General features: G+C 70.5%; 18 protein-coding genes, 1 tRNA gene and 1 pseudogene. 5 read left to right on the plus strand and 15 right to left on the minus strand.

Going from position 1 to position 20531, the window contains the following annotated elements; all coding sequences use genetic code 11:
- Positions 1-140: 140 nt before the first annotated feature.
- Complete coding sequence (locus ACFVWD_RS13500) at positions 141-1622, minus strand: peptidoglycan-binding protein (RefSeq protein ID WP_389595919.1); 1482 nt, start codon at positions 1620-1622, stop codon at positions 141-143.
- Positions 1623-1828: 206 nt separating this feature from the next.
- Here ACFVWD_RS13500 and ACFVWD_RS13505 point away from each other — a divergent pair.
- The 3 genes from ACFVWD_RS13505 (at position 1829) to ACFVWD_RS13515 (ending at position 6327) form a co-directional block, all read left to right on the plus strand.
- Positions 1829-1902, plus strand: a tRNA-Lys gene (locus ACFVWD_RS13505).
- A 493-nt stretch (positions 1903-2395) separates the two neighbouring features.
- Positions 2396-4393, plus strand: a complete 1998-nt coding sequence (locus ACFVWD_RS13510; RefSeq protein WP_389595921.1) for a glycosyltransferase family 2 protein — start codon at positions 2396-2398, stop codon at positions 4391-4393.
- Entirely contained in the window at positions 4390-6327 is a 1938-nt protein-coding gene (locus tag ACFVWD_RS13515; RefSeq protein ID WP_389595922.1) for a galactose oxidase-like domain-containing protein, read from the plus strand. The genes ACFVWD_RS13510 and ACFVWD_RS13515 overlap by 4 nt, the downstream gene beginning before the upstream one ends.
- A 119-nt stretch (positions 6328-6446) precedes the next feature.
- Here the strand turns inward: ACFVWD_RS13515 and ACFVWD_RS13520 are convergent, their stop codons facing one another.
- From ACFVWD_RS13520 to ACFVWD_RS13565, 10 genes and pseudogenes are all read right to left on the minus strand, one after another.
- Complete coding sequence (locus tag ACFVWD_RS13520; RefSeq protein WP_389595924.1) at positions 6447-7463, minus strand: glycoside hydrolase family 6 protein; 1017 nt, start codon at positions 7461-7463, stop codon at positions 6447-6449.
- A gap of 351 nt (positions 7464-7814) precedes the next feature.
- Positions 7815-8480: a class F sortase gene (locus ACFVWD_RS13525; RefSeq protein ID WP_389596110.1), complete on the minus strand. Its 666-nt coding sequence runs from the start codon at positions 8478-8480 to the stop codon at positions 7815-7817.
- Between the two features lie 13 nt (positions 8481-8493).
- Positions 8494-9048, minus strand: coding sequence for a hypothetical protein (locus ACFVWD_RS13530; protein ID WP_389595926.1), 555 nt, complete (start codon positions 9046-9048; stop codon positions 8494-8496).
- Positions 9049-9228: 180 nt separating this feature from the next.
- The gene (locus ACFVWD_RS13535) at positions 9229-10008 is read right to left on the minus strand and encodes an HAD-IIA family hydrolase (protein ID WP_168491935.1); all 780 of its coding nucleotides are present in this window, start codon (positions 10006-10008) and stop codon (positions 9229-9231) included.
- Positions 10009-10204: 196 nt separating this feature from the next.
- Positions 10205-10423 (minus strand): annotated as a pseudogene (locus ACFVWD_RS13540) (TOBE domain-containing protein); the annotation flags it as partial.
- Positions 10411-11142, minus strand: coding sequence for an HAD family hydrolase (locus tag ACFVWD_RS13545; protein ID WP_389595927.1), 732 nt, complete (start codon positions 11140-11142; stop codon positions 10411-10413). The gene ACFVWD_RS13545 and the pseudogene ACFVWD_RS13540, both read right to left, overlap by 13 nt.
- A gap of 5 nt (positions 11143-11147) precedes the next feature.
- On the minus strand, positions 11148-12272 hold the full coding sequence (locus tag ACFVWD_RS13550) for a TIGR03364 family FAD-dependent oxidoreductase (RefSeq protein ID WP_389595929.1): 1125 nt from the start codon (positions 12270-12272) through the stop codon (positions 11148-11150).
- Between the two features lie 202 nt (positions 12273-12474).
- Positions 12475-13233: a GntR family transcriptional regulator gene (locus tag ACFVWD_RS13555; RefSeq protein WP_389595931.1), complete on the minus strand. Its 759-nt coding sequence runs from the start codon at positions 13231-13233 to the stop codon at positions 12475-12477.
- Between the two features lie 48 nt (positions 13234-13281).
- Positions 13282-14340: a hypothetical protein gene (locus tag ACFVWD_RS13560; protein ID WP_389595933.1), complete on the minus strand. Its 1059-nt coding sequence runs from the start codon at positions 14338-14340 to the stop codon at positions 13282-13284.
- 213 nt (positions 14341-14553) lie between these two features.
- A complete protein-coding gene (locus ACFVWD_RS13565; RefSeq protein WP_389595935.1) occupies positions 14554-15840 on the minus strand; it encodes an ROK family protein in 1287 nt (428 codons plus the stop codon).
- Between the two features lie 48 nt (positions 15841-15888).
- Here ACFVWD_RS13565 and ACFVWD_RS13570 point away from each other — a divergent pair, with 48 nt between their 5' ends.
- Positions 15889-16968 (plus strand): Gfo/Idh/MocA family oxidoreductase, encoded by a 1080-nt coding sequence (locus ACFVWD_RS13570; RefSeq protein ID WP_389595937.1) that lies wholly within the window; start codon positions 15889-15891, stop codon positions 16966-16968.
- The gene (locus ACFVWD_RS13575) at positions 16965-17453 is read left to right on the plus strand and encodes a heme-degrading domain-containing protein (RefSeq protein ID WP_389595939.1); all 489 of its coding nucleotides are present in this window, start codon (positions 16965-16967) and stop codon (positions 17451-17453) included. Before ACFVWD_RS13570 ends, ACFVWD_RS13575 begins: the two co-directional genes overlap by 4 nt.
- Before the next feature lie 257 nt (positions 17454-17710).
- Here ACFVWD_RS13575 and ACFVWD_RS13580 read toward each other — a convergent pair whose 3' ends face one another.
- From ACFVWD_RS13580 to ACFVWD_RS13595, 4 genes are all read right to left on the minus strand, one after another.
- The gene (locus ACFVWD_RS13580; RefSeq protein WP_060898963.1) at positions 17711-18568 is read right to left on the minus strand and encodes a fumarylacetoacetate hydrolase family protein; all 858 of its coding nucleotides are present in this window, start codon (positions 18566-18568) and stop codon (positions 17711-17713) included.
- A 123-nt stretch (positions 18569-18691) separates the two neighbouring features.
- A complete protein-coding gene (locus ACFVWD_RS13585) occupies positions 18692-19399 on the minus strand; it encodes a YidC/Oxa1 family membrane protein insertase (RefSeq protein WP_389596112.1) in 708 nt (235 codons plus the stop codon).
- A 189-nt stretch (positions 19400-19588) separates the two neighbouring features.
- Complete coding sequence (locus ACFVWD_RS13590) at positions 19589-19909, minus strand: DUF6412 domain-containing protein (RefSeq protein ID WP_389595940.1); 321 nt, start codon at positions 19907-19909, stop codon at positions 19589-19591.
- Positions 19910-19985: 76 nt separating this feature from the next.
- Positions 19986-20513 carry a winged helix-turn-helix transcriptional regulator gene (locus ACFVWD_RS13595; protein WP_389595941.1) on the minus strand — a complete coding sequence of 176 codons (528 nt, stop codon included), beginning with the start codon at positions 20511-20513 and terminating at the stop codon, positions 19986-19988.
- Positions 20514-20531 lie beyond the last annotated feature (18 nt).

A 20531-nucleotide genomic window follows, 5' to 3' on the forward strand; every position in this document is an offset into this window, starting at 1 on the left:
GTGGTCGCCTGGTTGTGGATGAGCCGGGCGGACCGGGAAGCGCCGCCCTCCGGCGTCCCCCCGGACTCCGGGGTGGGTGAAGTCGTCGTACTCATAGCTGCCTCCATGCCTCCGCGCGTGGAAGAGTGATCCCGGCCCTGTCACAAGAAGAGCCGGCGCCAGGTCTCCGGCCCCGGACAGCCGTCCGCCGCGCCGCCACGCCAGCCCTGCGTCCGCTGGAACGCCTCGACGCCCCGCCGGTCCGCCTCGCCCCAGCGCGACCCCGGACCCGACGTGTAGTACTTGCCGAACCCCTTCTTCACGAGTTGCTCCCCGAGTCGGGTGACGAACTCGTTGTCGGCGCCCGGCCGGAACAGCCCGCGCCCCGGATAGCGGGGCACGGACAACACGGACGGAACAGACGGCGCGGACGGAACAGACGGCGCGGACGGAACAGACGGCGCGGACGGAACAGACGGCGCGGACGGAACAGACGGCGCGGACGGAATGGTCGGGACGGAGGGGGCGGCGGGCACGGACGGGGCCGAGAACCCCTTCGTCCCCGGTCCGCCCACCGACGGGGCCCCCGGCGCGGGCCTCCCCGTCGCCGAAATGTCCCTGCCCTTCCTCCCCACCAGGTAGGACCAGGTCCCCGGCCCAGGCAGCCCGTCCGCGTCCGTGCCGCGCCAGCCCTGCGCCCGCTGGAACGCCTGGGTGGCCCGCCGGTCCGCGTCCGACCAGCTCGATCCGGATCCGGTCGAGTAGAAGCGGTCCGCGCCGCGTTCCACGAGGAGCCTGCTCAGCCGGGTGACTTGGGGGTTGTCCGCGCCGGGGCCGAAGAAGGACCGGCCCGGGTAGCGGCTGCTCGTGACCCCCGGCGCCGAGGCGGCCGCGCCGCTCTTCCCCTCGGCCAGCCCCTTGTAGCGGTAGGGCACATAGCGGTCCGAGTTGGTCCAGTAGGCGTACGGAGTGGACTGCCCGCGGGTGTGCGGGCGCGTCTGTTCATAGGCGAGGTAATACGTGTGGGTGTAGTCCGACCAGCCGCCGAAAAGAACGACGTGCGAGCCCTTCTCGGGATCCGCCGGATTGTGGAAGAGGAGTATGTCGCCGGGCTGCAACTGGTCGCGTGAAATGCGTACGCCGAACGTGCCGAGACTGCCCGTCCACTCGTTTCCCGGCAGGTTCCAGGCCATCGAGACAAAGCCCGAACAGTCCTGCCGGTATCCGTCGGCCCAGTACTCGGACATGCTGTACGGCACCCGCGAGGCGACCCACTTCTTGGCCCGGTTGATGATCGCCGCCCGGGTGGTCGCGGGGAGCTCGCCCCCGGCCCCGGGCTTCGCGGGCCCCGTCGGGCCCCCGTCCACGCCGTGCAGCGGGGCCTTGTCACCTTGCGGGGTGCCGGGCTCGTCACCTCGGGGGTCGCCCGGCCGGGCGGGTCCGTGCGCGGCGGCCACGGCCGGCACCGACTGGCCCGCGGCGAGGACGGTGCCCGCCGCGGCCAGCAGCAGCGCGCCCCGCGCCGCCGGGTGTCCCACGGGCCCGGGCAGTACGGAAGGGGGAATGACGCGCCGCCAGTGCACGCATCCGGGGCAATCGCAATCGCTCGCGGGATCGAATTCCTCGAACACCGGAGACTCCATGAGATTCCCCTCACACCACAGGTCCATATCTCCGCACTTCTGCACACTCGCCAGTTTCGCAACTGTCGTCTCTTGTCGCATGTTGACGGTCCGAATGATGTACAGGGACCACTTTCGGCCGGTCCGGGACACCTCGCCGCTCACTTCACGGCACCCCTGTGGTCCGGAGCACCCTCTCCGGTCGGGTAGAGTTCTCGGGTCAGCAGGCGCCGCTAGCTCAGTTGGTTAGAGCAGCTGACTCTTAATCAGCGGGTCCGGGGTTCGAGTCCCTGGCGGCGCACCGACACCGAAGGGCTCCTCACCAGCGTGAGGGGCCCTTCGGCTTTACGGGCGGGGCGAGCCCCCCGGCGGGGACACGCAGTGCAAAGAGGTGCACAGGGGCGCATACGGGCCGGGCATATGCGCCCGGCGTATGGGGCGGTGACCCCATCTTCGTACACGCGTCCCAATTAGCGCGTATGACCGGTTAACACCGCGTTTCGCATCTTGCGATCATGATGAACACCGTAGAACCCTGGGCTTCAAGGGACTGTCGATACGTGACAGTTGGGGGTATGGCCGGTTGCGACCATGGGGGGTTGGGGGCCCCGTTCATGAATCGATGCCGAGGGGGGCATCATGCAACCGGAAGGTCGCATTTCTATGTCTCCATTGTGTGGAGGATGTGGTGGTGCCGACCTGCCAGCATGCGTCCGTGACGGTCAAGGGGGACTCGAACGGGCGACAAGAACCGACGAACACGCACCTGGACGTGCGTGCGGGGGGAATGACTCATGACGTCGACGCCGAAGGGCGCCCGGCAGAACTTCGACCCGTCTGAGACGACCCAGCTCCGGATGCCATCGCACCGGACCGGCAGCAATTTCCGCAGGATCAAGAAGACCCTGCCGAGATACGACTACGAGCACTACAGCCGGCTCGCGGGTCCCCTCACACAGCCCGATCCGAACAAGCCGTACAAGGTGCAGTACCGCTCGCTGCTGTCCCAGGAGCCGCACCGCGTACGAGCCGCTCTGATGCTGGGCGCCGCGCCGCTGCTGTCGCTGATCCTGCTGGGCTGGCTGCTCCAGCCGGAGCACTGGACCGAACGCGACTACCCGGCCTACGACTTCCTGCCGGTGCTCGACATCGTGATGCTGGTCTCGATCGGTCTGATCGAGTTCTTCCGCTGCATGAACGTGCTGTCGAACGCGCACGCCACCCTGGTCGCCCGCGACCCGATCCCGGTGGTCCCTGAGACCGGCACCAGAGTCGCCTTCCTCACCTCCTTCGTACCCGGCAAGGAACCCCTCGCCATGGTGACCAAGACCCTGGAGGCGGCCGTCAAGCTGCGCCACCGGGGTCTTCTGCACATCTGGCTCCTCGACGAGGGTGACGACCCGGAGGTGAAGGAGGTCTGCGAGCGCCTGGGCGTGCACCACTTCTCCCGCAAGGGCGTCGCGAAGTGGAACCAGGCCAAGGGCCCCCACCGCGCCAAGACCAAGCACGGCAACTACAACGCCTGGCTGGAGGCGCACGGCGACGAGTACGACTTCTTCGCCTCGGTCGACACCGACCACGTGCCGCTCCCCAACTACCTGGAGCGGATGCTCGGCTTCTTCCGCGACCCGGACATCGGCTTCGTCATCGGCCCGCAGGTCTACGGCAACTACGACAACCCCATCACCAAGGCCGCCGAGTCGCAGCAGTTCCTCTTCCACGCGCTGATCCAGCGGGCCGGCAACCGCTACGGCGCGCCGATGTTCGTGGGCACCTCCAACGCCGTACGCATCAAGGCGCTCAAGCAGATCGGCGGTCTGTACGACTCGATCACCGAGGACATGGCGACCGGCTTCGAGATGCACCGCGCGAAGAACCCGGCGACGGGCAGGAAGTGGCGCTCGGTCTACACCCCGGACGTCCTCGCGGTCGGCGAGGGCCCGAACGCCTGGACGGACTTCTTCACCCAGCAGCTGCGCTGGTCCCGGGGCACCTACGAGACGATCCTCAAGCAGTACTGGAAGGGCTTCTTCTCGCTTCCGCCGAGCAAACTCTTCAACTACACCATGATGATCATCTTCTACCCGATGTCCGCCCTCAACTGGATCCTCGCGGCCCTCAGCTGCGCACTCTTCCTGGGCCTGGGCGCCTCCGGTGTGAACATCGACCCGACGGTCTGGCTGATGCTGTACGGCAACGCCTCCGCGCTGCAGATCGGCCTGTACGTGTGGAACCGCCGGCACAACGTCTCCCCGCACGAGCCCGAGGGCTCGGGCGGCGTGGCGGGCATGATCATGTCGGCGCTCTCCGCGCCGATCTACGCCCGCTCGCTGATGGACGCGGTGCTGCGCCGCAAGAGCAAGTTCGTGGTGACCCCCAAGGGGGATTCGGCCAGCCCCGACACACTGTTCGGGACCTTCCGGATCCACCTGTTCTTCATCCTGGTCTTCGCCGGCTCGATCGTCGCCGGACTCCTGCTCGGGCACTCCCACCCCGCGATGATCACCTGGGCCTCCTTCGCCCTGCTGATCACCGCCTCGCCGATCCTCGCCTGGCAGTGGGCGCTGCGCCAGGCGAAGAAGAAGCCGTCGGTGCCGCCCGCCTCACCCGAGGAGACGGTGCCGCTGCCCGCTCAGGCCTCGGCGCCCCAGCAGGAGCAGCACGCTCCGCACGCCCCGCACGCGCCGCATGCCCCGCAGCACAAGCCCAGCTGGGCGGCGGCACAGGGCGGCGGCAGCGGCGGAGGCAATGACCAGACCATGCAGATTTCCCTTGGGGGACGTAAGAAATGAAAGACGGTGCCCGTCGCCGCCGTGCTCGTCGTCTTGCGATAGGCGGGGCGGTGGTGCTCGCGCTGGCCGGAATGAACGGGCCGTGGGTGTACCGCTTCAGCACGGAGAAATACCACGAGTACACGATCAACAAGCCCGAGTACAAGGCCAAGAACGGGCACTGGGACATCATCCAGTTCCCCGAGGAGTACAGACAGAACACCATCCACGCGGCCCTGCTGCACACCGGCAAGATCCTGCTGATCGCGGGCTCGGGCAACAACCAGGACAACTTCGACGCGAAGAAGTTCGACACGCGGATCTGGGACCCGGTCAAGGGCACCATCAAGAAGATCCCGACGCCGGCCGACCTGTTCTGCACGGGCCACACCCAGCTCGCCAACGGCAATCTGCTGATCGCGGGCGGCACCAAGCGGTACGAGACCCTGAAGGGTGACGTCACCAAGGCGGGCGGCCTGATGGTCGTCCACAACGAGAACCCGGACCAGCCGATCACACTGCCCGCGGGCACCAAGTTCACCGGCAAGGAGAACGGCAAGACGTTCGTCTCCAAGGACCCGGTGCTCGTCCCGCGCGCGACGAAGGTCTTCGACAAGGCGACCGGCAAGTTCCTGCGCAACGACCCGGGCCTCGGCCGTATCTACGTCGAGGCACAGCAGAGCGGCCAGAAGTACGAGACGGGCACCCAGGACAACTACCGCATCCAGGGCCTGACCGGCGCCGACGCCCGCAACACCTACGGCATCGCGCAGAAGCTCGCCCTGGACAAGAAGGACTTCCAGGGCATCCGGGACGCGTACGAGTTCGATCCGGTCGCCGAGAAGTACATCAAGGTCGACCCGATGAACGAGGCCCGCTGGTACCCGACGCTCACCACCATGAGCGACGGCAAGATCCTCAGCCTCTCCGGTCTGGACGAGATCGGCCAGCTGGTCCCGGGCAAGAACGAGGTGTTCGACCCGAAGACCAAGAAATGGACGTACACCAAGGGAATCCGCCAGTTCCCGACCTACCCGGCGATCTCCCTGATGCAGAACGGCGAGATGTTCTACTCGGGCTCGAACGCGGGCTACGGACCGGACAACGTGGGCCGCGACCCCGGTGTCTGGGACGTGGCCAGCAACAAGTTCACCAAGCTGCCGGGCCTGAGCGACCCCAACATGATGGAGACGTCCGGCACGGTGCTGCTGCCGCCCGCGCAGGACGAGAAGTACATGGTGATCGGCGGCGGCGGGGTCGGCGAGTCCAAGCTGTCCAGCAAGAAGACCCGGCTGATCGACCTCAAGGACAAGAACCCGAGGTTCGTGGACGGGCCCGAGCTGGAGAAGGGCACCCGCTACCCGCAGTCCTCGATCCTGCCGGACGACACCGTCCTCGTCTCCGGCGGCTCCGAGGACTACCGGGGGCGCGGCGCCTCCAACATCCTTCAGGCGCGGATCTACAACACCAAGTCGAACACCTTCGACCAGGTCGCCGATCCGCTGGTGGGCCGCAACTACCACTCGGGCTCGATCCTGCTGCCCGACGGCCGGGTGATGTTCTTCGGCTCCAACTCGCTCTACGCGGACAAGGCCAACACCAAACCGGCCACGTTCGAGCAGCGCATCGAGATCTACACGCCGCCGTACCTCTACCGGGACTCGCGGCCCGATCTGACCGGTGGCCCGAAGACGATCGCGCGCGGCGGCTCGGCGACGTTCACCTCGCAGCACGCGTCGACCATCAGGACGGCCCGGCTGATCCGGCCGAGCGCGTCCACGCACGTCACCGACGTCGACCAGCGTTCCATCGCGCTGGACTTCAAGAAGACGAAGAACGGGGTCACGGTGACCGTGCCGAAGAACCGGAATCTCGTGGAGTCCGGTTGGTACATGCTGTTCGTGACTGATGATCAAGGGACGCCCAGCAAGGCGCAGTGGGTGAAGGTTCCGTAGCGCTTCCGCGGGCCCGTTCTCGGCTGCTGGTTCGTTGTGGCTGGTCGCACCCACGCGGCGGAGCCGCATGATGTCAGTTCCCCGCGCCCCTCAAAGATCAAGGGCGCGGGGAACTGGCGTTACTTGGATGCCTTGGCCAGCCTCAGTGCGTACTCGGGCCACCAGTCGCCCGCCTGCGGGCCCCCCTTGCACTCGCCGTCCGACTCCCCCGGCCGCTTGACCCAGAGATACGCGTCGACGAGCGGATCGGCGGTCTTGGTCGTCGGGGTCTCGCCCAGCGCGCGCCCCGGCGGATTGCACCAGTTCTCGTCCGCGCCGCCGGCCGTGTAGGGGCCGTTTCCGTTGCGGCTGGTGTCGATGACGAAGTGCTTGCCGCCGACCTTCGCGGACAGTTGCCTGCCGTACGCGATGGAGTCCTGGGTCGAGTAGAAGTTGGAGACGTTGACGGAGAAGCCGTCGGCCTGGTCGATGCCCGCCCGCTTCAGCGGCTGGAAGATCTGGTCGGGGTGGCCCCAGCCCGCGTTGCCCGCGTCGAGGTACACCTTCGTGTTCTTCAGGGCCTTGAGCTTGGTGACCGCGCTCTCGAGGAGGAAGTACCGCTCCTCCTGGAACTGCGCCGGAGTGCACTGGTTGACCAGGTGCAGAATGGCGTCCGGCTCCAGGATCACCGTGGCGGGCCGGTCCTGGATGCCGCGGGCGACCCCGTCGATCCAGGCCTTGTAGGCGTCGCCGTCCGCCGCGCCGCCCTGCGAGAACTGGCCGCAGTCGCGGTGCGGGATGTTGTAGAGGACCAGGATGGCCGCCCGGTCGGCCTGCTGCGCGGCCTCGGTGAAACCGCGCGCCTCCTGCTCGGGGTTCTCCGGCCCGATCCACTCGCCGGTCGGCTGTTCGGCTATCTTGCGGATCTGCTCGGCGTCGTCCTTCTTGCCCGCCTTGACGTACGCGGCGACCTGCTCGGCCGCGTTGCCCGCCGGGTTGACCCAGAACGGGTCGGAGTTCTTGGGCTGTTGTGTGACCTTGGAACCGGAACCGTCGCTCTTGTCGCCGCCGCCCCCGGAGGAACACCCCGCGAGCACCAGCAACGCCCCCATCACCGCAACGGACGCCCGAGCCCCGGCCCCCTTACTGCCGTACATGCAACTCCCCCTCGGGTGCACTGTCCTTGGGGTCAATCGTGACATAGGTGGCGCCTCGCCCACGAGATCGCCCACCCCTTGTCGGTGAGCTGTTACAGCCCCGGGGACAGGTCCTAGGCCAGAACGCTCATACGTTCTAGAGTTGCCTCAAACGGACCCTGAACCTCCCGCGCCGACCGCCGGGTTACTCCCGCAGCCCGTGCGCGCGCGGTCGAGGACCAGCCCGGTCGGCGGCTCCTGGGGGAGCGGGCCGCCGACCGGGCCAGGTGGAACGGGTGACCGGGGCACCGGCCGCAGGCACCCGAATCACGGTCCGCGGACACACGATTCATGGTCCGCGGGTCACCCGAATCATCGTCCGCGGCCCGTGAGGTACGCCGACACGACCACGTTCGCGGTGTAAGTGCGGCTCACCCGGTCGAAGGTGCCGCCGCAGGTGACGAGCCGCAGCTCGGCCCGCCCCGACTCCCGTGGCCCGTAGGCCTGTCGGGCGTCGAAGTGTTCGCGCGGGAAGACCTGCACGTCGTCCACGGTGAACTCGGCGACCGTCCCGTCGTCCCGGACCACCCGGACCGTCTGCCCCGGCCGTACCGTGCTGAGTTTGTAGAAGACCGCGGGCCGGGTCTCGGTGTCGACGTGCCCCACGAACAGCGCGGTCCCGGCCGCCCCCGGCCGCACTCCGGCGGCGTACCAGCCGACCACGCCCGGCTGGTCGAAGGGCGGCGGATCGATCGCCCCCTGCCCGTCGAGCCCGCGGCCCACGACCGGTGCCTGCACCCCCATCGAGGGAATGTCGATGCGTTGCGGCGCGGCGTTCGTCAGCGGCTTCAGCGCGGGCGGCAGACGTACCTCGGGTGGTCGTCCGACCGCCGCGATGTCCCCCGTCGTCGGCGCCGCTATCCCCTGCCGTACGTCGGTCAGGTCACGGCCCCACAGCCACAGCCCGAGCAGCAGTACCGCCCAGGCGACACCGGTCAGCAGCCGGCCGGCGCCGGAGGAACGCCCGTGTTCGGGCATGTCGTCGGACATGTCAGTCTCGGGTGTCGTGGCCCCGGCGCGCGCTGCGGACCGCGACCGCCACCGCGGCGGCGCTCGCGAGGACGAGGCCGATCACCGCGTGCTTGGTGCCGGGGCTCGACGAGCGGGCGTCCACGGAGGCGAAGTGCGCGGTGCCGCCGCCGCCCGCGTGCACGGGGGCGACGGGCGAGGCCAGGCCGGTCGGGACGGCGAGGACGGACCTCAAGGGGGTCGGGACGGCGAGGGCGGACCTCAGGGAGGTCGGGCCGCCCGGCGCGGTGACCGTGACCGTGCCGCTCACCCGGTCCTGGCGGCCGTCACAGCTGACCTTGACCTCGTAGGTACCGGCCGTGGCCGACGAACGGACGCGGGTGTCACCGACGAGCACCCCGCCCTGGCCGGTGAGCCGCGCGTCCGCGACGAACGCCGTAGAGACCGCGGTACCGGTCGTTCCCGTACAGCCCAGCGCCCGCAGCTGGATGTCGCTGCCGGGAGCCGGGGACGCGGGAGAGACGGAGACTCCGCGGTCCGCCGCGTACGCGGCGGGAGTGAACGCCGCCGCGAGCACCGCACCGGCACAGAGAGTGAGTCGCGCACAGAGAGCGAGTCGACATGAACCCATCGTGAACCTCCAGATACCTGGAGACTCCCCCTCCGGACCCCGGGACGCATCCTCAAACGCCCCCGACTGCTCCAAACGGGTCTCGAATGGTTTGGGGCGGGCCGGTGGCCCTCGGTCCGGACGGCGTCAGATCCGCTCGACGAGGTCCGCGATCGAGTCCACGATCCTGGAGGGCCGGAAGGGGTACTGCTCGATCTCCTCGCGGGTGGTCAGCCCGGTGAGGACGAGATAGGTCACCATGCCCGCCTCGAGGCCGGCCAGGACGTCCGTGTCCATCCGGTCGCCGATCATCGCGCTGGTCTCGGAGTGCGCCCCGATGGCGTTGAGCCCCGTCCGCATCATCAGCGGGTTCGGCTTGCCGGCGAAGTACGGCTGCTTGCCGGTCGCCTTGGTGATCAGCGCGGCCACCGCGCCGGTGGCGGGCAGCGGGCCCTCGGTGGACGGGCCGGTCTCGTCGGGGTTGGTGGCGATGAACCGGGCGCCCCCCTTGATCAGCCGGACCGCCTTGGTCATGGCCTCGAAGGAGTACGTACGGGTCTCGCCGAGGACCACGTAGTCCGGCTCGTGGTCGGTCAGGACGTACCCGATGTCGTGCAGCGCCGTGGTCAGGCCCGCCTCGCCGATGACGTACGCGGTGCCGCCGGGCCGCTGGTCGTCCAGGAACTTGGCGGTGGCGAGCGCGGAGGTCCAGATGTTCTCGACCGGCACGTCCAGGCCCATACGCCGCAGCCTGGCGTGCAGGTCGCGAGCGGTGTAGATCGAGTTGTTGGTGAGCACCAGGAACGGCTTCCCGGACTCCCGCAGCTTCTTGACGAAGGCGTCCGCGCCGGGGATCGGCACACCCTCGTGGATGAGGACGCCGTCCATGTCGGTGAGCCACGACTCGATGGGCTTGCGCTCTGCCATGGTGCTGGTTCTCCTGCCGTCCTGGCGTACTGCCGTCCTGGCGTACATACGCACACGATCCGGGGGCGCCGGAACGACGATGTGCCGACGCCCCCAGCCTAGTCAGGGTGGAGTGCCGGCTTCCCGTGGCCGTCTTCCAGTCCTCGACGTACGAGGTCAGGCTCTTGTCGATGTCGGCCCAGTCCGGCTCGAAGAGCGCGACGCCGTCCATGAGCTTGGTCAGGGCCCAGCCATCCGTGGCCACCCCCGCCGACAGCAGCACCGCGTCGCCGGGCGCGAAGTGCAGCAGTACGGAGTCCCCGTGCGCCGGAGGCTCCCGCAACTCACGCAGGTCGGCCATGACCCGATGGCCCGCCACGTCGACGTGCAGCCGGTGCGTGGCCCCACGCCACCGCACCTCGCTCACGGTTCCGGCGACCTGTCGGTTCCAGGAAGCGGATCGGCTCCGGTGGGTCCGTCGAGCAGGGCGGGAAGTTCGGCCACCGAGCCGAACACATGACCGGCCCCGGCCGCGCGCAGCACCTCGTCACCGTGCGCCCCGGTGAGCACACCGGCCACCACGCCCGCCCCGGCGCGTACACCGCTGAGCATGTCGTACGAGGTGTCGCCCACGACCGCGACCTGCTGGACGCCCTCCGCCGCCTTGGTGCGCAGGAAGGCCTCCAGCACCATGTCGGGGTACGGCCGCCCGCGGCCTCCGGCGTCGGCCGGGCACAGTGTGAGCGGCACCAGCCCCTGCCAGCCGAGGGCGTCGAGGATGGCGTCCTGGGTGACGCGGGCGAACCCGGTGGTCAGGACGACGGTACGGCCGCCCGCCTGGAGCTCCTCGATCGCCTCGCGCGCCCCGGTGATCGGCGCGAGGCGCCCCCCGTCGACGAGTTCCCCGTACGCCTTCTCGAAGGCGGCGTTGGCCCGCCGGGCGAGGGACTCCTCGCCGAACAGGTGCCGGAAGACGGAGATCTTGGACTCGCCCATGGTGGCCCGGACGTGATCGAGCTTCCCGGCGTGGTCGGCGGACCCGGGCTCGACGCCCAGCTCCCCTGCGGCCACGGCGAAGGCCTGCTCCACCAGGCCGCCGTCGGCAACCGTGGTGCCCGCCATGTCGAGCACGACGAGTCGTATGTCCTCGGTCATCTCCTTCACCATCCCAGCTCGTCGGCGGTCGCTTCGGCGATGGCGGGCGAGCAGGTCATGCCGCGCCCGCCGGGCCCGGTGACCAGCCACACCCCTTCCCGCACCCGCTGCCGGTGCACGACTCGGCCCGGGTCGGTGCACTGCGCGTACACCCCGGCCCAGCGGCGCCGGATCCTCGGCAGCGGGCGGCCGAGGAAGGACTCGACGACCTCGGTGAGGTGGTCGTAGGGGTCTTCGAGGGTGTCGAAGGCGAAGGGGTGCTCGTACTCGTGGGTGTCGCCGATGGTCAGCCCGCCGTCCGCGCGCTGCACCATGAGCAGCTGCATCCGGTGCGCGGCGGCGATCGGGGCCTGCGGCTGGTGCGCGTCGAGCTCGTCGAGGGCGGGGCTGCGGTACGCGGGGTAGTACCGGAAGCTGTCGGCGTCGGCGACGGAGGTGGTGAGCGGCTCGCCCAGCGGTTCGGTCTGCATCATCTGCAGTCGCACCCGCCGTACGGGCAGCTCGGGCCCGGCCAGCTCCCGTACGAGACCGCCGAGCCAGGCCCCCGTGCACAGCACGACGACGTCACCGGTGTGGACGTCCCCGTGGTCGTCGCGCACGGCGTGTTCTCCGACCACGTCACGGACCTCACGCCCCGGCAGGAAGGTGTAGTTCGGGGACTTCGACAGTTCGGCGCGGAGGGCGAGTTGGGCCGTGCGCGGCTCGACGGCCGCGTCGCGCTCGCAGAACAGGGCCGCTTCGAACGCACCCCGCAGGGCGGGGTTCACGGCGCGCGCCTCGTTCGCCGTGAGCAGTTTGTAGCCGCGGGCGGCGGCGTCCTCGCGGGCCAGGGCGGCCTCGGCGACGGCGAGTTCGCGCGGGTTGCGCACGAGGGTCAGCGACCCGCACGCCCGGAAGCCCAGGCCCGGGACGCGCGCCCCGATCTCCTCCCACAGCTCCCGCGCCCGCAGGGCGGTCTCCAGCTCCTCTCCCCCGGCGCGACCACTCACCCAGATCTGCCCGAAGTTGCGCAGCGAGGCCCCGCGGGCCTCCGCCTCACGCTCGATCTGTACGACCTCATGGCCGCGTTCCACTGCGTGCCAGGCGTGCAGGGTGCCCACCACGCCGGCTCCGACGACTATCACTCTCACGACGGCCACGCTCCTCGGGAAGGGGGAATCAAAGGGGTCCGGACAGCAATCAGATGGTGAACCACCCATCACGTTTGGGCTAGACCCGTTATCTTCTCGTGATGCTACGTGGCCGAATCGACGGGCCCGAGGCCGCCCCGGCACGCCGCGCGTCGGTCGCCGAGGTGCACGGAACGTCAGCAGCCGGGGTGCGCGGTGAACGTCAACTGCCCAGGTGGGCCGTGAACGAGAAACGGTCCCCCCGGTATAGCGTCCGCACCCGCTCCAGCGGCCGCCCCTTCGTGTCCCGCGAGACCCGGTGGATCAGCAGCATCGGCAGCGCGGGCGGCGTACCGATGAGCAGCGCCTCGCGCGGCGTCGCCAGCACCGTCTCGATCCGCTCGTCCGCGTCACCGAACGCGATGCCGAGCCGGTCGTGGAGGTAGGCGTAGAAGGAGGAGTCGGGATCGAAGTCACGGTCGAGGTCGGGCACCCGGGCCACGGCGACGTACGTACTCTCCAGCCCGACCCGCTCGTCGTCGGCGAGCAGCACGCGCTCCATGTGCCAGACGGGCTCGCCGCGCGTCAGCCCCGCCTCGGTGGCCAGCGCCTGCGGGCAGGGGAAGCGGTCGAGCGAGATGAGCGTACGACCGGGGGCGCGCCCCTGCCGCCGTACGCCTTCGGTGTAGCTCGCGAGGGAGAGCGGCTGCTCCAGTTTCGGTCCCGCGACGACCGTGCCGCGCCCCTGCCGCCGCAGCTTCCCTTCGAGCAGCAGCTCCCGCAGGGCCTGCCGTACCGTCTCGCGGGCGACCTCGTACTTCTCGGCGAGATCGCGTTCGGTGGGGAGGGGTCCCCCTTCGCCCAACTCCTCGATCAGCGCGGCGATGTGCGCCTTGACCGCGTAGTACTTCGGGATACGGCCGTGCTCCGGGATGCCGGAGCGGACGGGGGCGCCGGGCGATTGGTCGTTCGGGTAGTCCACGGGGGGATGGTCGCAGATGCGGTACGGGCGGTGCGCCGGTGGGAGGATTCAGCGACGCCGGGACCGGGACCAGCGGGAGGCCGCCAGCAGCACGCCCCCGGCGGCGAGCAGGGTGGCGCCCACCGCCAGGGCGGCTCCGCGCGGCCCGGTCATGGCCAGCTCGTCCGCGGACGAGGACCCGTCCCGTTCCTTTCCCGCGGCGTCACCGTCATGGTCGCCGCCGTCGCGACCGCCGCCGTCGTCGTCACCGCCGTCACCGCCGTCGCCACCATCACCGGCGCCGGTGGGGCTGCTGGTGCCGGTGCCGGTGACGCCGCCGGTGCTACTACCGGTGCTGCTTCCCGTGCCGGTGCCGGTGCCGCTGGCGTCGGGAGCCGCGCTCGTACCGCCGCCGCCTCCGCCGTCACCTCCGCCATCGCCGACGCCACCGCTGCCCCCACCGTCACCGCCGTCACCAGTGCCCCCCGTGCCCCCGGTGCCCCCTGCCTCCACAACGTCGCCGTCGCTCGTCTTGCTCTCGTCGTCGATCCGGAAGCGGTACGCGTTCGACTCCCCCACCCAGTCCCCGTCGTTGTTGTGGCGCTGCACCACGGCCGCGTTGGCGACGACGTCGTTCGGCACGGCGGCGTCGGAGGTCACGGAGAGCCGGACCTTCACGGTGAGCGTCCGGCCGGGTCCGACCGTGAACCCCGGGAACCCGTCGTCGAACGCCCCGACGTTCTCGTCCTGGTCGCTCTTCTCGAACTCGACGGGATGCGTGCGCTCCCCCTCGTAGAACTCCAGCTGCGTCTGTTCCGGCCGCAGCACCCGCTTGCTGTCCACGAGTACGACGATCGGGTGGATGTTGCCGCAGGTGTGCGCGGTGGTGTTGGTCAGGTCGATGTACCAGGTCCGGAAGTCGCCGCCGACGTCATAGGCGTCCGGACCGCCGTGGATCCGGGTCTTGATCGGGAAGGCCCGGGTGTCGGGCGCGGCACAGGTGGGGCGAGGGCTCGCGGTGGGCCCGAGAGGCGTGAGCGCCTGTGCGGCGGGCGGCGGTGCGAGCCCGAGGCCCAGGGCGGGGGCAACGGCGGTCAGGGCTAAGGGGCTGGTCTTGCGCAGTCGCATGAGGGGCCTTTGCCGATCAAGGGCGGCGGGAGGGGGATCGGGAGCGTCGGGCGGTGAAGGCGACGGCGTACAGGGCAACGGCCCCGTGACCGTCCCACACCGGTCGGCGCCCACCGCCCCGCCACGCCCGCGACACACCCCGCCCGGCTCCCGAAATCCCCCCGAACGGCCGAGCCACCCGGCCCCGGAGGTCGCCCCGAACAGCCGCCCCGCTCAGCCCTCCCCGCGCCCGAACAACGGCGCCAGCAGCAACTGCGCCGCGCCCTCCGCGACCCCGCGCGCCCCACCGGGCGCCACCCGCACCGGAACCGCCCCGTCGTCCACGCCCTCCAGCCGAGCCCGTTCCTCAAGAACGGCACCGACACCCCGTACGAAGGCCTCCTGATGCGCCGCGACGGTACGCCCGCCGAGCAGCACGAGGTCGATGTCCAGCAGCCCCACCAGATTCGCGGCGCCCACCCCGAGCACCCGCGCCGCCTCACCCACGGCACCGCGGTCCACCGCGGCGAGGCACAGAGCCTCGATGCAGCCACGGTTGCCGCAGCCGCACTGCGGCCCGTCCAGCTGAATGACCTGATGCCCGAACTCCCCCGCCCCGGTACGCGCCCCCCGGTGCACGCCCCCACCGATCACGAGCCCCGCCCCGAGCCCCGTACCGAGATGCAGATAGGCGAAGGATTCGAGAGGGCGGGAGGGGACGGAGGGGACGGAGGGGACGGAGGGGACGGAGGGGCCGGTAGAGCCGACGGAGCCGGGAAAGTCAGCGGAGCCGGGAGAACCAGGAGAGCCAGGAGAGCCGGCGGGGACACCTCCCGACGCCCCGACTCCAGTCCCAGTCCCACTCCCACTCCCCCACTCGCTCCCACTCCCCACCACCGCGATCCCCAACGCGGCCGCGTTCGTGTCCTTGTCCACCACCACGGGCACCCCGAGCCGCCCCGCCAGCGCATCCCGCAGCGGGAACCCGTCCCACTCGGGAAACCCGGTGACCCGATGCAGCACACCCCGGGCATGGTCGAGCGGCCCCGGCAGGGCGACACCCACGCCCAGTACGGACACCCCCGCGCCCGCGAGCAGCGCCTCGACCTCCGCCGCCGCCGACTCGACGACCGCCTCCGCCCCGGCCCCCAGATCGAGCGGAACCCGCCGTTCGGAGACCACCGCGCCGGTGAGGTCGCACAGCACGACCGTCACCTCGTCGCGGTCGAGGTGGAGCCCGACCGCGTGCCCGGCCTCGGGCACGAGCCGCAGCACGGTCCGCGGCTTGCCGCCGGTCGACGCGCGGCGCCCCGCCTCCGCCGCCAGCCCGTCCGCCCGCAGCCGAGCGGTGATCTTGCTGACGGCCTGCGGGGTCAGCCCGGTGCGCTCGGCGAGTTCGAGACGGCTGATGCCGCCCTCCCCGGCCGTGCGCAGCAGATCGAGCACGAGCGCGGCGTTGTGGCTGCGCAGGGCGAGCAGATTCACTCCGGACTCGGCGTTGGTCCTGTTCACGTACGCCATTGTCCCCCGCGCTTGCACTTTGGCAACAGCGTTGCGAAAGTGGACGTCATGACTGGTACTCCTCCCCTCCGCGTGGCCCTCGTCGGTTACGGCCTCGCGGGCTCCGTCTTCCACGCCCCGCTGATCGCCACGACCGAGGGCCTGGCCCTGGACACGATCGTCACCTCGAACCCGGAGCGGCAGGAGCAGGCCCGCGCCGAGTTCGGCGAGGGAGTCTCGTTCGCCGCCACGCCCGAAGAGCTCTGGGCGCGCGCCGACGAGCTGGACCTGATCGTCCTCGCCTCCCCGAACAAGACCCACGTCCCGCTCGCGACCGCCGCCCTCAAGGCGGGCCTGCCGGTCGTCGTCGACAAGCCCCTCGCCGGTACGGCGGCGGAGGCCCGCGAGCTGGCCGCGCTGGCGGACGAGCGCGGCCTGCTCCTGTCCGTCTTCCAGAACCGCCGCTGGGACAACGACTTCCTGACCCTCCGCAAGCTGCTCGACGCGGGCGAGCTGGGCGACGTATGGCGCTTCGAGTCCCGTTTCGAGCGGTGGCGCCCGCAGCCCAAGGGTGGCTGGCGCGAGTCCGGCGACCCGGCAGAGATCGGAGGTCTCCTCTACGACCTCGGCAGCCACGTCGTCGACCAGGCCCTCGTCCTCTTCGGCCCCGCGGCCTCGGTGTACGCCGAGACGGACGTCCGCCGCCCCGGCGCGCAGACCGACGACGACACCTTCATCGCGATCACGCACACGAACGGCGTCCGCTCCCACCTCTACGTCTCCGCGACGACCGCCCAACTCGGCCCGCGCTTCCGCGTCCTGGGCTCGGCGGCCGGTTACGTGAAGCACGGCCTCGACCCGCAGGAGGCGGACCTGCGCGAGGGCAGGCGTCCCGGCGCGACCGCCGAGTGGGGTGTCGAGCCCGAGTCCCTGTGGGGCCGCGTCGGCTCCGGAGAGTCCCCGCTCACGGGCGGCGGCCGCCCCGAGCCCACGCTCCCCGGCGCGTACCCCGCGTACTACGCGGCCATCGCCGCCGCCCTCCGCGACGGCGCCCCGAACCCGGTCACCGCGCAGGAGGCCGCGGCCGCCCTCGACGTCCTGGAGGCGGCCCGCCGCTCCGCCACCGAGGGCACGGCGGTGTCCCTGTGAGCACCGAGGACACCGCGCGGCCGCTCGCGGAACAGATCACGGAACTGGAGTCCCAGGAGCGGCAACTGGTACTCCCCCACTTCACGTACGACGACGCGTGGACCCTGGGCACTCTGCTCGTGAGCATGGCCCGCGAGGCCGCCGCTCCGGTCGCCGTCGACATCCGCCGCGGCGGCCAGCAGCTCTTCCACGCGGCCCTGCCCGGTTCGACCCCGGACAACGACGCCTGGATCGACCGCAAGCGCCGCGTCGTCGAGCGCTACGGCTGCTCCTCGCTCCTCGTCGGCACCCGCTTCCGCGCCAAGGGCACCACCTTCGAGGCCTCCTCCCGCCTCGACCCCGACACCTACGCGGCCCACGGCGGCGCGTTCCCCCTCACGGTCGAGGGCGCGGGCGTCATCGGCACGGTGGTGGTCTCGGGCCTCCCCCAACTGGAAGACCACGCCATGGTCGTCAAGGCGCTCCAACAGTTCCTGGAGAGCTAGGCCTCACACCCGCGCCCCTGTTCTTCTCAGGGGCGCGGGGAACTGCGAATTCCCTTAGGGGCGCGGGGAACTGCGCAATCTTTTGGGGGCGCGAGGAGCCGCGGAGCCTTGGCAGCACGGGTGACCGCAGGCCTTTAGGGGCGCGGGACTGTTTCACTGTGCGGCTCCGCCGCATGGGCGCGCCCAGCCACAACAAACCGGCACCCGACAACGCACCCCGACCCCACCCGCACCCCCCGCCAAACCCAACGGAGTGCCTACGCAGGTTTGAACTCCTGCCGCTGCCTGCCCAACCCCCCGATCTCCAACTCCACCACATCCCCGGCCCGCAGATACGGCTTCGGCTCCGGCTGCCCCAAGGCAACCCCCGCCGGCGTCCCCGTATTGATGACGTCCCCCGGATAGAGCGTCATGAACTGACTGACGTACCGGACCACTTCCGCCACCGAAAAGATCTGCTCGGCCGTGGTCCCGTCCTGCTTCAGCTCACCGTTCACCCACAGCTTCAGCGAAAGATCCTGCGGGTCGGAAACCTCGTCCGCCGTCACCAGCCACGGCCCCAGCGGATTGAACGTCTCGCAGTTCTTCCCCTTGTCCCACGTCCCCCCGCGCTCGATCTGGAACTCCCGCTCGGAGACGTCATGCGCCACCGCGTACCCGGCGACACGCGCGAGCGCCTCCTCGTGCGACTCCAGATAGCGGGCGGTACGCCCGATGACGACCGCGAGTTCGACCTCCCAGTCGGTCTTGACCGACCCGCGCGGCACGAGCACGGTGTCGTCCGGCCCGACCACCGTGTCCGCCGCCTTGAAGAAGATCACCGGCTCGGCAGGCGGCTCGGCCCCGGTCTCGCGAGCGTGATCGTGGTAGTTGAGCCCGATGCAGACGATCTTGCCGATCCGGGCGAGCGGCGGCCCGACGCGCAGCCCGTCCGCGTCCAGCACGGGCAGTTCCCCCGACTCCGCGGCCGCACGGACCCGCCCGAGCGCCGCGTCGTCGGCGAGCAGCGCCCCGTCGATGTCCGGCACGACACCCGACAGATCCCGGAGGATCCCTTCGGCGTCGAGCAGCGCGGGCCGCTCCGATCCCGCCGTACCGACTCGCAGCAGCTTCATGATCAATCTCCCTCGATCGCGGGCAGCCACCGATGGGTGCAGCCATCGGAGGACTGGTCGATCCTCCAAGCTGCACGTCCACTCCGCAATACCCCGTTCACGGACTGGACCGCCATCACGCCCTCAGGGATACAGGACCACTCGCTCCACGGCACTCCAGGCCGTACTGGTCACCACGTACAACGCGGCGGCCAACGGCACCACCGCCACGGTGATCAGCGTGAAGAAGGACAGGAACGGCGCAAACGCGCTCACCGCACCGAGGCCGGGCACTTCCGCCCCGCCGGCCGCGGGCGCCGAGGCGGCCATCGTCCGCTTCGTACGCCGGTAGTTGAAGGTGGCCACCGCGCCGACGACCACGAACAGACCGAGGTAGACGAGCCCGGCGGCACCGAACACTCCACCGCCGCCGAGCGCGTCGGCCCACCGGTCGCCGAGCGGCGCGGCGAACAGTTGGTGGCTCAGCAGCTCATTGGCCTCACCGCCGACGGTGGAGCTGGAGAACAGGTGGTACAGGAGAAAGAAGGCCGGCAGCTGAAGAAGCCCGGGCAGAATCCCGGACAGCGGCGACACCTTCTCCTTCTCGTGCAGTTCCAGCACCGCCTTCCGCAACCTCTCGGGATCCTTCCGATGCTTCTTGCGCAGCTCGGCGATCCGCGGCTGCAACGCGGCACGCGCCCGCTGTCCACGCGCCGCCGCCCGGGACAGGGGATGCACGAGCAGTCGTACGAGCGCGGTGAACAGGACGATCGCGGCGGCGGCCGCGGAAGCGTGGAACAGCGGTTCGAGCAGATCGGCGAGCCGCTCGACCAGCCCGGCGAAAGCGAACATGGGTGTGGGCGCGAAAGCGGATATGGAGGCAGGCATGGAGGCAGACATGAAGGCAGACATGAAGGTGGACATGGGTGAGCCCTCCGGGGGTCTCGTCGTGCCGGAATGAGAAGTGACGCGTCGGCATGACGACCCGCGCGGGGGTACGCGGACAGGGGTTGTACGACTGGCGAGTTCCTGTCGGGATCCCTACGCGGCGGCCGTCGGGAGGGCCCGCCCGGGCGCTCGGGGGCGCGGGCGCCCCGAGGCGTCGGGATCGCGTTGAGGCAGGAACGCCGTACGGTGCTCACGGTCGCGGATCGCCGTACGAACCCGCGTACGCGGGACGGCGGACGCGCGGCGCGAGCCGACGAGGGCGCAGACGGCGAGCCCGGCCGCGGCGGTCGCGGTGAACGCGACGGCGACGGCTGCCGGGAGACTGCCGGCGTCCAGCACGGCGAGTTCGAGGAGCAGCACGAGCAGAAGGGCGACAGGGCGCGGATTTCGCGCGTTCGCCGAGCTCCGGACCACGGACCGCCCCTCCTCTCGCCCTCTCGTACGCGGGCTCACGTCCCCCGTACCTGCTCTCGCGCGACCGGTGTCGGTCTTATACGTGACCGGTGTCGATCGGCTCCAGCAGCCGCTTCGGCTTGAGCAGCGCCCGGCTGACCGGATCCGCCGGGTCCGGATCGAGTCCGGGTCCCGGCACCATTTCGACGTCCGGGACGGGTACGACGGTTCCACACGCGGCACATTCGCCGTACGGGCCGAGCTCCGTACCGCAGGTCGCGTGCCGGAAGTAGCGCAGCCGCGCCTCGCCAAGCTGCTCGCGGCCCCACCGCCCGAGCGAGCGCAGGGTCGGCCACAGGGCGATGCCGCGGTCGGTGACGACGTACTCGTCGCGCGGCGGCGACTCCTGGTAGCGGCGCTTCTCGAGGATGCCCTCGGCGGTCAGCGCCTGGAGGCGGGACGCGAGGACGGCGCGCGGGATGCCGAGGTGGACGAGGAAGTCGTTGTAGCGCCGTACGCCGTAGAGCGCGTCGCGCACGACGAGGAGCGTCCACCGCTCGCCGACGATCTCGAGCGCGCGGGCGATCGAGCACTCCTGCGTCGCGTAGTCCTTGCCGAGAGCCATGGCCCCACTGTAGCCACT

The organism is Streptomyces sp. NPDC058086, assembly GCF_042885015.1.
Lineage (GTDB): Bacteria > Actinomycetota > Actinomycetes > Streptomycetales > Streptomycetaceae > Streptomyces.